11 protein-coding genes are annotated in these 12,960 nt (G+C 70.9%); 6 read left to right on the forward strand and 5 right to left on the reverse strand.

What is annotated here, in order from left to right:
* Window positions 1-94: 94 nt before the first annotated feature.
* Window positions 95-1,312 (reverse strand): NADP-dependent isocitrate dehydrogenase, encoded by a 1,218-nt coding sequence (locus AC5L34_RS01300; RefSeq protein ID WP_101412708.1) that lies wholly within the window; start codon window positions 1,310-1,312, stop codon window positions 95-97.
* Between the two features lie 137 nt (window positions 1,313-1,449).
* Here AC5L34_RS01300 and AC5L34_RS01305 point away from each other — a divergent pair, with 137 nt between their 5' ends.
* Window positions 1,450-2,256 (forward strand): MBL fold metallo-hydrolase, encoded by an 807-nt coding sequence (locus AC5L34_RS01305; protein WP_494823661.1) that lies wholly within the window; start codon window positions 1,450-1,452, stop codon window positions 2,254-2,256.
* Window positions 2,257-2,312: 56 nt separating this feature from the next.
* Here AC5L34_RS01305 and mdh read toward each other — a convergent pair whose 3' ends face one another.
* Complete coding sequence (gene mdh, locus AC5L34_RS01310; RefSeq protein WP_088998471.1) at window positions 2,313-3,263, reverse strand: malate dehydrogenase; 951 nt, start codon at window positions 3,261-3,263, stop codon at window positions 2,313-2,315.
* 168 nt (window positions 3,264-3,431) lie between these two features.
* Entirely contained in the window at window positions 3,432-4,292 is an 861-nt protein-coding gene (locus tag AC5L34_RS01315; RefSeq protein WP_441175592.1) for a bifunctional methylenetetrahydrofolate dehydrogenase/methenyltetrahydrofolate cyclohydrolase, read from the reverse strand.
* Between the two features lie 430 nt (window positions 4,293-4,722).
* Between AC5L34_RS01315 and AC5L34_RS01320 the strand changes: the two genes are divergently transcribed.
* The 5 genes from AC5L34_RS01320 to AC5L34_RS01340 all read left to right on the forward strand — a co-directional run bounded on the left by AC5L34_RS01320 (window position 4,723) and on the right by AC5L34_RS01340 (window position 10,552).
* Window positions 4,723-6,327, forward strand: a complete 1,605-nt coding sequence (locus tag AC5L34_RS01320) for a peptide ABC transporter substrate-binding protein (protein ID WP_494823662.1) — start codon at window positions 4,723-4,725, stop codon at window positions 6,325-6,327.
* 85 nt (window positions 6,328-6,412) lie between these two features.
* Window positions 6,413-7,351 carry an ABC transporter permease gene (locus AC5L34_RS01325; RefSeq protein ID WP_088998468.1) on the forward strand — a complete coding sequence of 313 codons (939 nt, stop codon included), beginning with the start codon at window positions 6,413-6,415 and terminating at the stop codon, window positions 7,349-7,351.
* A gap of 98 nt (window positions 7,352-7,449) precedes the next feature.
* Window positions 7,450-8,406, forward strand: coding sequence for an ABC transporter permease (locus AC5L34_RS01330; protein ID WP_441175590.1), 957 nt, complete (start codon window positions 7,450-7,452; stop codon window positions 8,404-8,406).
* 96 nt (window positions 8,407-8,502) lie between these two features.
* On the forward strand, window positions 8,503-9,540 hold the full coding sequence (locus tag AC5L34_RS01335; RefSeq protein ID WP_441175589.1) for an ABC transporter ATP-binding protein: 1,038 nt from the start codon (window positions 8,503-8,505) through the stop codon (window positions 9,538-9,540).
* Complete coding sequence (locus AC5L34_RS01340) at window positions 9,524-10,552, forward strand: ABC transporter ATP-binding protein (RefSeq protein ID WP_441175588.1); 1,029 nt, start codon at window positions 9,524-9,526, stop codon at window positions 10,550-10,552. The genes AC5L34_RS01335 and AC5L34_RS01340 overlap by 17 nt, the downstream gene beginning before the upstream one ends.
* A 109-nt stretch (window positions 10,553-10,661) precedes the next feature.
* On the opposite strand, the gene purH is transcribed toward AC5L34_RS01340, so the two are convergent.
* Window positions 10,662-12,233 carry a bifunctional phosphoribosylaminoimidazolecarboxamide formyltransferase/IMP cyclohydrolase gene (gene purH, locus AC5L34_RS01345; protein ID WP_441175587.1) on the reverse strand — a complete coding sequence of 524 codons (1,572 nt, stop codon included), beginning with the start codon at window positions 12,231-12,233 and terminating at the stop codon, window positions 10,662-10,664.
* Window positions 12,230-12,850, reverse strand: coding sequence for a phosphoribosylglycinamide formyltransferase (gene purN / locus AC5L34_RS01350; protein WP_357714131.1), 621 nt, complete (start codon window positions 12,848-12,850; stop codon window positions 12,230-12,232). Before purN ends, purH begins: the two co-directional genes overlap by 4 nt.
* Between the last annotated feature and the right edge of the window lie 110 nt (window positions 12,851-12,960).

Raw genomic sequence — 12,960 nt, forward strand, 5'->3', positions numbered from 1 at the left:
GAGTGGAACGGCGGGAGCCCGCCGGCGGGTGCCGGCGGGCTCCTGGTGATGCGGCGGCAGCACCGTCAGGTGCCGCCCGAAGGCGCAGAGAGGATCAGGCGGAGAGCTTGCGCGCCAGGTTCTCGTCGAGCGCGTTCATGAACTCGTCGGTGGTCAGCCACGGGGCGTCCCGCGAGATGAGCAGCGAGAGGTCCTTGGTCATCTGGCCGCCCTCGACGGTGTCGACGATGACCTGCTCCAGCGTGTTGGCGAACTCGGTGACCGCCGGGGTGCCGTCCAGCTTGCCCCGGTGGGCCAGGCCCCGGGTCCAGGCGTAGATCGACGCGATCGGGTTGGTCGAGGTCTTCTCGCCCTTCTGCCACTGCCGGTAGTGCCGGGTGACCGTGCCGTGCGCGGCCTCGGCCTCGACCGTACGGCCGTCCGGGGAGAGCAGCACCGAGGTCATCAGGCCGAGCGAGCCGAAGCCCTGCGCGACGGTGTCGGACTGCACGTCACCGTCGTAGTTCTTGCAGGCCCAGACGTAGCCGCCCTCCCACTTGAGCGCGGCGGCGACCATGTCGTCGATCAGCCGGTGCTCGTAGGTGATGCCGGCGGCGTCGAACTCGGCCTTGAACTCGTTCTCGAACACCTCGGCGAAGATGTCCTTGAACCGGCCGTCGTACGCCTTGAGGATGGTGTTCTTGGTGGACAGGTAGACCGGGTAGTTGCGGTCCAGGCCGTACCGGAACGAGGCGCGGGCGAAGTCCCGGATCGACTCGTCGTAGTTGTACATGCCCATGGCGATGCCGCCGCCGGGGAAGTTGGCGACCTCCATCTCCATCGGGGCGCCGCCGTCGGCCGGGGTGTAGGTGACGGTCACCTTGCCCGGGCCCGGCACGACGAAGTCGGTGGCCTTGTACTGGTCACCGTGGGCGTGCCGGCCGATGATGATCGGCTTGGTCCAGCCGGGGACCAGCCGCGGCACGTTGGACATGATGATCGGCTCACGGAAGACGACGCCGCCGAGGATGTTGCGGATCGTGCCGTTCGGCGACCGCCACATCTTCTTCAGGCCGAACTCCTCGACCCGGGCCTCGTCCGGGGTGATGGTCGCGCACTTGACGCCGACGCCGTGCTCCTTGATGGCGTTGGCGGCATCGACGGTGACCTGGTCGTCGGTCTCGTCGCGGTGCTGGATCGACAGGTCGTAGTAGTGCAGGTCGACGTCGAGGTAGGGCAGGATCAGCTGCTCCCGGATCTGCTTCCAGATGATCCGGGTCATCTCGTCGCCGTCGAGCTCAACGACCGGGTTGTTTACCTTGATCTTCGCCATCGGCCGGCGCTCCTCTCGGGGGACACGTGCTCAAGCAGTACGAGCGTACTGGAAACTGGTCGGCAGTCCCCAGCCGGCCTCGGTCGGGCCGGAACAAACGAGGTGCACGGCGCAGGGACCGCTGGCATGATCGCCCGATGCCGCTGAGCCGCATCCTCGGGTCTATCACGGTCACCGCGCTCACCGACGGCGAGGGGCCGTTCTTCCAGCCCCGGGCCGAGGCGTTCCCGGACGCCACGGCGGAGCACTGGCGCGCGGCCGACCAGCGGGACCCGGGCACGGTGACCGCCGACGGGCGCTGGTGGTTGCCGTTCCGCAGCTTCGCCATCCGCGCCGGGGACGGGCCGGTGACCCTGGTCGACGCCGGAATCGGCCCGGCGGGCTCCCCCGCCGCGAGCTGGGCGCCGGTGCCCGGCCGGCTGCCGGCCGAACTCGCCGCCGCCGGCATCGACCCGGTCGACGTCCGCGCGGTGGTGCTCACCCACCTGCACAGCGACCACGTCGGCTGGGCGGTCACCGGCTCGCCGGGCACGCCGTACTTCCCCAACGCCGACTACCTGCTCCAGCGGGCCGAGCTGGCCGCCGTGGGGCAGCTCAACCCGGGGCTGTCGGCCGGCCTGGTCGCGCCGTTGCGCGCCGCCGGCCAGCTCCGGGTGGTCGACGGCGGGGAGAGGCTCGATCCGGGCGTACGGCTGCTGCCGACGCCGGGCCACACGCCCGGGCACCAGTCGGTGCTGCTGGAGGTCGGCGACGAGCGGCTGCTGCTCACCGGCGACCTGCTGGTGCACGCCGTGCAACTGGTCGACCCCGAGCTGGCGTACGCCCATGAGGAGGACCAGGCCACGGCGCGTGCCTCGCGGGTGGGCCTGCTGCGGGACCTGGCCGCGCGCGGCCCCACGATGCTCGCGACCCCGCACCTGGGCGAGGCGTTCGTCACGCTGTAGCCGGATAGGACGCGAGGGGGCCCGCCGGCGACCGGCGTGCCCCCTCGACGGGTGGATCACATGCTGGCGACGTCGCCCTGCTTGGCGCGGACGGCCTCGGCGGCCTCCTTCAGGCTGGCCAGCTCGTCGGCGTCCAGGTCGGTCTCGACGACCCGCTTGACGCCCTCGGCGCCGATCGCGGCCTCGACACCCAGGTAGACGCCGGAGATGCCGTACTCGCCGTCGACCCAGGCGCAGACCGGCATGACCTCGCCGGAGTCCTCCGCGACGGCCTTGGCCATCCGGGCGGCGGCGGCCGACGGCGCGTAGTACGCGGAACCGGTCTTGAGCAGCGCGACCACCTCGGCGCCGCCGTTGCGGGTCTTGACGACCAGCTCCTCGATCTGCTCGGCCGGCATGGCCTCACGCAGCGGCTTGCCGTCGACGGTGCTCTGCGACGGCACCGGCACCATCGTGTCGCCGTGCGAGCCGAGGGTCAGCGTCTTGACCGACTTCACCGGTACGCCCAGCGCCTCGGCCACGAAGTTGGTGAACCGGGCGGTGTCCAGCATGCCGGCCTGGCCGAGCACCCGGTTCTTCGGGAACTGGGTGGCGAGCTGGGCCAGCGCGGTCATCTCGTCCAGCGGGTTGGACACCACGATGACGACGGCGTTCGGGGCGTACTTGGCGACGTTCTCGGAGACCTGGCGGACGATCTTGGCGTTCGTCTCCAGCAGGTCCATCCGGCTCATGCCCGGCTTGCGCGGCAGGCCGGCGGTGATCACCACGACGTCCGAGCCCTCGATGGCCTCGTAGCCCTCGCCGTTCGGGCCGGTGGTCGCGCCGACCACCTTGGTCTCGAAGCCCTCGATGGCGCGCGACTGGTTGAGGTCCAGGGCGAGACCCGCGGGCTTGCCCTCCACGATGTCGGTGATCACGACGGTGTCGAAGACGTCGTACTCGGCCAGGCGCTGCGCGGTGGTGGAGCCGTAGAAGCCGGCCCCGACGACAGTGACCTTCTTACCCATGGTCGTCCCACTCCCTGCTACCAGTCGGTTTTCCGGACCGTATCAGTCATCCTGGCACCGAACAGGCCAGGGGCGGCGGCCATCGCCGGGATGGGGCGAACGTCACCGCCGTCCGGCTCCGAGCGGGGCCGGCCGGCGACTCACCGGGGCGGGGGCCGGACGGGCGACTCAGTCGCGCTCGGCCCGCTCCACGACGTTGGTCAGCAGCATCGCGCGGGTCATCGGGCCGACGCCGCCCGGCATGGGCACCAGCTTGCCGGCCGCCTCCGCCGCCTCGGTGGCGACGTCGCCGGTGTAGCGGCCCTTGCCGTCGGGGCCGATCACCCGGGTGATGCCGACGTCGACGACCACCGCGCCCGGCGTGATCATGTCGGCGGTGAGCAGGCCGGGCACGCCGGCGGCCACGATGACGATGTCGGCGGCCCGGGTGTGCGAGGCCAGGTCGAGGGTGCCGGTGTGGCAGAGGGTCACCGTGGCGTTCTCGCTGCGCCGGGTGAGCAGCAGACCGAGCGGACGGCCGACGGTGTTGCCGCGACCGACCACGGCGACCTTGGCGCCGCGCAGCGCCACGTCGTGCCGGCGGAGCAGCTCGACGATGCCGCGCGGGGTGCAGGGCAGCGGGCCGTCGTAGCCGAGCACGAGCCGGCCGAGGTTGACCGGGTGCAGCCCGTCGGCGTCCTTGTCGGGGTCGATCAGCTCCAGCACCCGCTGGGTGTCGAGGTGGCCCGGCAGCGGGAGCTGGACGATGTAGCCGTGGCACGCCGGGTCGGCGTTCAGCTCGTCGAGCACGGCGTCGACCTGCGCCTGGGTCGCGTCGGCCGGCAGCTCCCGGCGGATCGAGGCGATCCCCACCTCGGCGCAGTCGCGGTGCTTGCCGTTGACGTACGCCTGGGAGCCGGGGTCCGCACCGACCAGGACCGTGCCGAGCCCGGGGGTGATACCGCGTTCCGCCAGTGCCTTGACCCGTGTCCGCAGCTCGTCCTTGATCTCGGCCGCGGTCGCCTTGCCGTCCAGAAGCGTCGCCGTCACGCCCAGATCGTCTCACGGTCCACGGCCGGTGATCCGACGACCCGCGTCAAGCCGGCCGCGCGATCACGAAGAGTGAGGTGCCGTTAATCACCCTGAGTCACGCCAGGGTGGCCGGGAGGCCTCCCCGATCCGGACGGAACGGTGGCGCGGGGGCCGGATCGGCACGGCCGGGACGGGCGGGACCAGACGGGCCGACCGTCGCGACCGGCCTCGGCGGCACCGAGAGTCTCCGCAGCCACACCCCACATCAGGGGCCCGACAGCCATAGCAGATGCGGGCCACCTCGACAAGGCTCAAGCCGGCACTCCGTTACCGGTTCGCAACCGACTCGTTGTCGATCGCCGACCGGCGACCTACCGTTGCCCAACGTTGCGCAGCGTTAACCCAGCGCCGGGCCTGACTGCGCAGCGTGAGGAGATGAGGAGGCTACATGCGTGTTCGTAGGCTCGCTGCCTGGACCGCCCTCCCGCTCGCGGTGACCCTGGGCCTGGTGGCCTGCGGCTCGGGCGGCGACGGTGGATCCGGCGAGAGCAACCCCGACGCGGCCGTGCGGATCGAGATCGCCGAGCCGCAGCACCTGGTGCCGACCAACACCAACGAGACGAGCGGCTCGCAGGTGCTCGCCGCCCTGTTCAGCCCGTTGGTCGACTACGACGAGGCCAACAAGCCCTACGAGGTGGCGGCCGAGTCGGTGACGTCCGAGGACAACACGACCTGGACGGTCAAGCTGAAGGACGGCTACACCTTCCACAACGGCGAGAAGGTCACCGCCGACAACTACGTCGACGCCTGGAACTACGGCGCCTACGCCCCCAACGGGCAGAACTCCAGCTACTTCTTCGAGAAGATCGCCGGCTACGAGGACCTGCAGGGCGAGACCCCCAAGGCCAAGACCCTCACCGGTCTGAAGAAGGTCGACGACCTGACCTTCACCGTCACGCTGTCCCAGCCGTACAGCGAGTTCAGGACCATGCTCGGCTACACCGCCTTCTACCCGATGCCGAAGGCCGCGTTCTCCGCGCCCGGCGTGCTGGCCGAGGCCTACGAGCAGGCGCCGATCGGTCAGGGCCCGTTCAAGATGAAGGGCACCTGGCAGCACGACGCCAAGGTCGAGGTCGAGAAGTACGACGCCTTCCCCGGCGAGAAGCCGAAGGTGGCCGGCGTCGAGTTCCGGATCTACCAGCAGCCGACCGCCGCGTACGCGGACGTGCTCTCGGACAACCTGGACGTCATCAAGACCATCCCGACCGAGAACCTCTCGACGGCCGGCACCGACCTCGGTGACCGGTTCAAGCAGAGCTCCGCGTCGTCGCTACAGGTGCTGGCCTTCCCGACGTTCCAGGAGGAGTTCAGCAACCCGGACGTGCGCAAGGCCATCTCCATGGCGATCGACCGGGACGAGATCACCAGGTCGATCTTCAAGGACTCGCAGCAGCCGGCCCGCTCGTTCGTCTCGCCGGTCGTCGCGGGCTACCGCGACAACACCATCGGCGAGGCCGGCGAGTTCGACGCGGCCAAGGCCAAGGCCCTGTACCAGGCCGCGGGCGGCCCGGCGAGGATCGAACTGTCCTACAACGGCGACGGCGGCCACAAGGACTGGATCGACGCGACCTGCAACCAGCTCAAGACCAACCTGGGCGTGGACTGCGTGGGCACCGCCGAACCGAAGTTCGCGGACCTGCTGACCAAGGTCAAGGCCAAGCAGCCGGTCGGCCTGTTCCGGATGGGCTGGGTCATGGACTACCCGTCCATGGAGAACTACCTGGGCCCGCTGTACAGCAGCAACGGCTCGTCGAACTACTACGGCTACGGCAACCCGGAGTTCGACAAGCTGCTCGCCGAGGGCGCCAGCGCCGCGAACGAGGACGAGGCGATCAAGAAGTACCAGGCGGCGGAGGACCTGCTGGCGGAGGACCTGCCGGTGATCCCGCTGCGGTACGGCCAGAACAACTTCGGCCACTCGACCAAGGTCACCAACGTGGAGATGGATCTCTTCGACCGGATCGACCTGCTGGAGATCGAGGCCGTCAAGTAACACCACGGTAGGACGGGTCGGGTCATCGGCGTACGGTGGCCCGACCCGCCTTCCTCTTCGCACTTTTTCCGCCAGACTGCCAAGTATGTTCCGCTTCATCCTGCGGCGTCTGCTCCAGATGGTCCTCGCGTTCTTCGGGACCACGCTGATCGTCTACGCGCTGATGTTCGCCGGCCAGGGCGATCCCATCCAGGCGCTCGCCGGCGAGCGCCCGGTCACGGCGGCCCAGCGGGCATACCTGACGGAGAAGTTCCACCTCGACCGCACCGGGGTCGGGGGCTTCTTCTACCGGTACTTCGACTACCTCAAGAACCTGCTCCAGGGTGACCTCGGGCAGTCCCTCACCGGACGCTCGATCGGCGACATCCTGGCCGCCGCCTGGCCGGTCACGGTCAAGCTGGCGCTAATCGCCATGGCGGTCACCATCCTCTTCGGGGTCACCGCGGGCGTCCTCGCCGGCATCCGGCGGGCCAGCATCTTCGACAACTCGACCCTGCTGCTGACCCTGCTGGTGCTCGGCATCCCCACGATCGTGCTCGCCCCGCTGGCGCAGTACCTCCTCGGCGTCAAGTGGCAGCTCTTCCCGCCCACCGCCGGCGCCGACCCGGACCTGTACGCGCTGCTGCTGCCGGGCATCGTGCTCGGCTCGCTCTCGCTGGCCACCGCGCTGCGGCTGACCCGGACGTCGGTGGCCGAGAACCTGCGCGCCGACTACGTCCGCACCGCCCGGTCGAAGGGGCTCGTGAAGCGGCGGATCGTCAGCGTCCACGTGCTGCGCAACTCGCTCATCCCGGTGGTCACCTTCCTCGGCGTCGAGCTGGGCAACCTGATGAGCGGCGCGATCATCACCGAGGGCGTGTTCAACATCCCCGGGGTCGGCTTCAACCTCTTCCGCGGCATCCGCACCGAGGACGGCCCGCTGGTGGTCGGCATCGTCAGCGTGCTCGTCGTGGTCTACCTCGTCTCCAACCTGGTGGTGGACGTCCTGTACGCCGTACTCGACCCGAGGATCCGCTATGAGTGAGCGCAGCGAACGAATCGGCAGCGCAGTGTTTCGCACCTCGGCGCGCCCCGGAGCGCAGCGACGGGGAGCGCCGAGCCAGTGCACCGAAGGAATCGGGCATGAGTGACTTCGAGACTGTCGCCGCGAGCGAGAACCAGGCCGCGCGGCGGGGGCCGTCGGGTGAGCCCGGCGCGCCGAACCAGGTGGGCGTACCGCAGAAGCCCCGCAGCCTGGCCGGCGACGCCTGGCGCGACCTGCGCCGCAAACCGATCTTCTGGGTCAGCCTCGCCCTGGTGGTGCTGGTCGCCGCCATGGCCGCCGTGCCCGGCCTGTTCACCGCGAACGACCCGCGCGACTGCGTGCTGGCCCGCCAGCACGCCGGTCCGTCCGGCGGGGCCATCTTCGGGTACGACTTCCAGGGCTGCGACACGTACTCCCGGGCGGTGTACGGCGCCCGCGCGTCGCTGCTGGTCGGCGCGCTCTCCGCGCTGCTCACCGGCCTGATCGCGCTCGCCGTGGGGATGCTGGCCGGCTACTTCGGCCGCTGGGTCGACGCGGTGCTCTCCCGGGTGATCGACATCGTCCTCGGCATCCCGCTCCTGCTCGCCGCGATCGTCCTGCTCAAGCGGGTCAACAGCGACAGCTCGGCGGTCCGGATCGGTGCGGTGATCTTCGTGCTGGCGGTCCTCGGCTGGACCACGGCCGCCCGAGTCGTCCGTTCCTCGGTGATCACGGCCAAGGAGCAGGACTACGTCGCGGCGGCCCGGATGCTCGGTGCCGGCAACGGCCGGATCATGCTGCGGCACATCCTGCCGAACGCGCTCGCCCCGGCGATCGTGGTGCTGACCATCGCCCTCGGCTCCTTCATCGCCGCCGAGGCCACGCTCAGCTTCCTGGGCATCGGCCTGAAGGCGCCGACCATCTCCTGGGGCATCGACATCGACGCCGGCCGGGTCCACATGCGCGAGTCGGCCACCCCGCTGCTGGTTCCCTCGGTCTTCCTGGCGCTGACCGTGCTGGCGTTCATCATGCTCGGCGACGCGATCCGCGACGCCTTCGACCCGAAGCTGCGCTGACCCCGCCCACCACCGTCACGAGCGAGAGGCAGAGACCATGCGAGCGCGAGGAGTGAGCGCAGCGAGCCCCGCAGGCGCGGGCGAAAGGCGTGAACCGTGAGCCAGTCCGCCGTCCGGCCCACGCCGGCCTCCCCCACGCCCGAGGGCGGCCACCTGCTGGACGTACGGGACCTGCACGTCGAGTTCCGCACCGGCGAGGGTGTGGCCAAGGTGATCAACGGGGTGTCGTACCACCTGGACCCCGGCGAGACGCTCGCCGTGCTCGGCGAGTCGGGCTCGGGCAAGTCGGTCACCGCCCAGGCGATCATGGGCATCCTCGACACTCCCCCGGCCGTGATCCGCTCCGGCGAGATCCGCTACCGGGGCCGGGACCTGCTGAAACTGCCGGAGGAGCAGCGCCGGCAGGTGCGCGGCAAGGAAATCGCCATGATCTTCCAGGACGCCCTCTCCGCGCTGAACCCGGTCTTCGGAGTGGGCTGGCAGATCGGCGAGACGCTGCGCCAGCGCGAGGGGATGTCGAAGGCCGCCGCCCACGCGCGGGTCGTGGAGCTGATGGACCTGGTACGGATCCCCGGCGCCGCCAGCCGGCTCGGCGACTACCCGCACCAGTTCTCCGGCGGCATGCGGCAGCGCGTCATGATCGCGATGGCGCTGGCCATGAACCCGAAGGTGCTCATCGCCGACGAGCCGACCACGGCCCTGGACGTCACCGTGCAGGCCCAGATCATGGACCTGCTGGCCGACCTGCGCCGCGACCTCGACATGGCGATGATCCTGATCACGCACGACCTCGGCGTGGTCGCCGGCGTCGCGGACCGGATCGCCGTCATGTACGCCGGCCGGATCGTCGAGCACGCCGACGTCCACTCGCTGTACCGGGCGCCGGCCCACCCGTACACGAAGGGGTTGCTGGAGTCGATCCCGCGCCTCGACGTGCGGGGTCAGGAGCTCTCCACGATCAGGGGGCTGCCGCCCAACCTCATGCGGATCCCGTCCGGTTGCCCGTTCCACCCCCGGTGCCCGTACGCCCAGCAGGTCTGCGTCGACGTGGTGCCGCACGACCTGGTGCTGGGCGACGGCCGGACCAGCGCGTGCCACTTCGCCCAGGAGGTCCGTGATGACAGCGCCCGCTAGCCCGACCAAGGTGCGTGGCGAGACCATCCTCGCCGTCGACGACCTGGTCAAGCACTTCCCGATCCGGCAGGGCGTGCTGTTCCAGAGGCAGGTCGGCGCCGTGAAGGCCGTCGACGGGGTCAGCTTCGAGCTGCGCCGGGGCGAGACCCTCGGGGTGGTCGGCGAGTCGGGCTGCGGCAAGTCCACGTTGGCCCGGCTGCTGATGCGGCTGGAGACGCCGACCGCCGGGCGGGCCACCCTGGAGGGCAGGGACCTGTTCTCCGCCTCCGGTGCCGAGCTGCGCCGGCTGCGGCGCAACATGCAGATGGTCATGCAGGACCCGTACACCTCGCTGAACCCACGGATGACGGTCGGCGACATCATCGGCGAGCCGTTCGAGATCCACCCGGACGCCGCGCCGAAGGGCAGCCGACAGACCCGGGTGCGGGAGCTGCTCGACCTGGTCGGCCTGAACCCGGAGCACATCAACCGGTACCCGCACCAGTTCTCCGGCGGTCAGCGCCAGCGCATCGGCATCGCCCGGGCGCTCGCCCTGCGGCCCGAGATCATCGTATGCGACGAGCCGGTGTCCGCCCTGGACGTGTCGATCCAGGCGCAGGTGATCAACCTGCTGGAGAAGCTCCAGGACGAGTTCGGTCTGTCGTACATCTTCATCGCGCACGACCTGTCGGTGGTCCGGCACATCTCGGACCGGGTCGCGGTCATGTACCTCGGCAAGATCGTGGAGATCGGCACCGAGGACGAGATCTACGAGCGGGCCACCCACCCGTACACGCAGGCGCTGCTCTCGGCCGTGCCGGTGCCCGACCCGGAGGCCCGCGACCAGCGCACCATGATCAGGCTTACGGGCGACGTGCCGAGCCCGGCCGACCCGCCCAGCGGCTGCCACTTCCGCACCCGCTGCTGGAAGGCCCAGGAGGTCTGCGCGACCCAGGAGCCCCACGCTGTCCCCCGCGCGGCGGACCCGCACCCCTCGGCCTGCCACTTCGCCGAACTCCGCCCCGCACCCTGACCCACCCCGCCCTGTCCCCCCGGATCATGCAGTCGTGGTGGGCGGATTCCGCCTTCACCCCTTTCGCGGGGCACCACAACTGCATGATCCACAAAGGAGGGAGGTCGGCTCAGTGGAAGAAGTGGCGGGTGGAGGTGAGGTACATGGTGACGCCGGCCTCCTTGGCGGCGGCGATCACCTCCTCGTCGCGGATCGAGCCGCCCGGCTGCACGATCGCGCGTACGCCGGCGTCGATGAGGATCTTCGGGCCGTCGGCGAACGGGAAGAACGCGTCCGAGGCGCAGACGGCCCCACGGGCCCGGTCCGCGCCGGCGCGGCTGACCGCGAGCTGCGCCGAGTCGACCCGGTTGACCTGGCCCATGCCGACGCCGACGGTCGCGCCGTCCTTGGCGAGCAGGATCGCGTTGCTCTTCACCGCGCGCACGGCCCGCCAGGCGAAGGCCAGGTCGCGCAGGGTCGCCTCGTCGGCGGCCTCACCCGTGGCCAGTCGCCAGTTGGCCGGGTCGTCGCCCTCGGCGTCGATCCGGTCGGCCACCTGCACCAGTACGCCGCCGGTGACCTGCCGCCACTCCGCCGGCAGCGGGTCGAAGGCCGGCGCGTGCAGCAGCCGGATGTTCTTCTTCGCCTGGAGGACCTCCACCGCACCCTCGTCGAAGCCCGGCGCCACCAGCACCTCGGTGAAGATCTCCGAGACCTGCCGGGCCAGCTCGACCGAGACCGGCCGGTTGACCGCGATCACCCCGCCGTACGCGGACACCGGGTCGCAGGCGTGCGCCTTGCGGTGCGCCTCGGCCACGTCGGCGCCGACGGCGATGCCGCACGGGTTGGCGTGCTTGATGATCGCCACGGCCGGCTGGTCGGCGAAGTCGTTGGCCGCCCGCCACGCCGCGTCGGCGTCGACGTAGTTGTTGTAGGACATCTCCTTGCCGTGCAGCTGCTCGGCCTGGGCGAGCCCGGCCGGGCTGGCCGGGTCGACGTAGAGCGCGGCCGGCTGGTGCGGGTTCTCGCCGTAGCGCAGCACCGCCTGCCGGCGCAGCGACAGCCCGGCGAAGTCCGGCCAGCCGTTCTCCTCGGGCGCCAGCGTGGTGGCGCACCACTCGGCCACCGCGACGTCGTACTCGGCGATGACGGCGAAGGCGCGGGCGGCCAGCACCCGCCGCTGGGCCAGCGTGAAGCCGCCCCCGTCGAGCGCGGCGAGCAGCGCCGGGTACGCGGCCGGGTCGGTGACCACGGCGACCGAGGCGTGGTTCTTGGCGGCGGCCCGGACCATGGCCGGCCCACCGATGTCGATCTGCTCGACGCACTCCTCGACGCCCGCGCCGGAGGCGACCGTGGCCTGGAACGGGTAGAGGTTGGACACCAGCAGGTCGATACCGGCGATGCCGTGCTCGTCGAGCTGGGCGACGTGGGTGTCCTTGCGCAGGTCGGCGAGGAGCCCGCCGTGCACCTTCGGGTGCAGCGTCTTGACCCGCCCGTCGAGGATCTCCGGGAAGCCGGTCACCGTCTCCACCGGGGTCACCGGCACGTCCGCGCCCGCGATCGCCGAGGCCGTGCTGCCGGTCGAGACGATCTCCACCCCGGCCGCGTGCAGCGCCCGGGCCAGCTCGACCAGGCCGGTCTTGTCGTAGACGCTGACCAGCGCCCGCCTGATCGGGCGGCGTTCGTCCTGAGTGGAACTCACGGAACCGTGACCTTTCTTCCGGTGATCGTCCAACCTTCGCGGACCAGGCGGCCCACCTGCTCGACGAGCTGGCGCCGCTCGGCTTCCTTGATGCGCTCGGTGAGCGTCTCGACGTCGTCGTCGTCGTGCACCGGCACCGCGACCTGCGCGACGATCGGGCCGGTGTCCATGCCGGCGTCGACGAAGAAGAGGGTGGCCCCGGTGACCTTCACGCCGTAGGCGAGGGCGTCGCGCGGGCCGTGGATGCCGGGGAACGCCGGCAGCAGCGTGTTGTGCGTGTTGAGGTAGCGGTCGCCGAAGGCGGCCAGGAAGCGCGGGCCGACCAGCTTGAGGAAGCCGGCGGAGACGACCAGGTCGGGCCGGTGTTCGGCGACGCGGGCGGTCAGCGCCGCGTCCCAGTCCTCTCGGGTGGGGTGGTCGGCGACCCGCTCGACGAAGGTCGGCACCCCGGCCGCGGCGGCCCGGTCCAGGCCCGCGATGCCGTCCCGGTCGGCGCCGACGGCCACCACCCGGGCCCCGTACGCCGGATCGGCGCCGGCGTCGAGCAGTGCCTGGAGGTTGCTCCCGGAGCCGGAGACGAGGACGACGATGCGGGCGACGGACGCGGGCTCGGTCACCGGGCCACCCTATCGGGCCTGCCGCCGGGTCCATCCGCTGGGCATTGCGACATTCACCGACGACGCGAATGGCCCGGACCAGGTACGCTGCCGGTCGCTCGGGCCCGGCG

This window comes from Micromonospora sp. ZG13, from assembly GCF_059359355.1.

Excerpts from the sequence above, each read along its gene's own strand:
- AC5L34_RS01300 (WP_101412708.1), bottom strand. The coding sequence starts at position 1,312 with ATGGCGAAGATCAAGGTAAACAACCCGGTCGTTGAGCTCGACGGCGAC.
- AC5L34_RS01305 (WP_494823661.1), top strand. The coding sequence starts at position 1,450 with ATGCCGCTGAGCCGCATCCTCGGGTCTATCACGGTCACCGCGCTCACC.
- mdh (WP_088998471.1), bottom strand. The coding sequence starts at position 3,263 with ATGGGTAAGAAGGTCACTGTCGTCGGGGCCGGCTTCTACGGCTCCACC.
- AC5L34_RS01320 (WP_494823662.1), top strand. The coding sequence starts at position 4,723 with ATGCGTGTTCGTAGGCTCGCTGCCTGGACCGCCCTCCCGCTCGCGGTG.
- AC5L34_RS01325 (WP_088998468.1), top strand. The coding sequence starts at position 6,413 with ATGTTCCGCTTCATCCTGCGGCGTCTGCTCCAGATGGTCCTCGCGTTC.
- AC5L34_RS01330 (WP_441175590.1), top strand. The coding sequence starts at position 7,450 with ATGAGTGACTTCGAGACTGTCGCCGCGAGCGAGAACCAGGCCGCGCGG.
- AC5L34_RS01340 (WP_441175588.1), top strand. The coding sequence starts at position 9,524 with ATGACAGCGCCCGCTAGCCCGACCAAGGTGCGTGGCGAGACCATCCTC.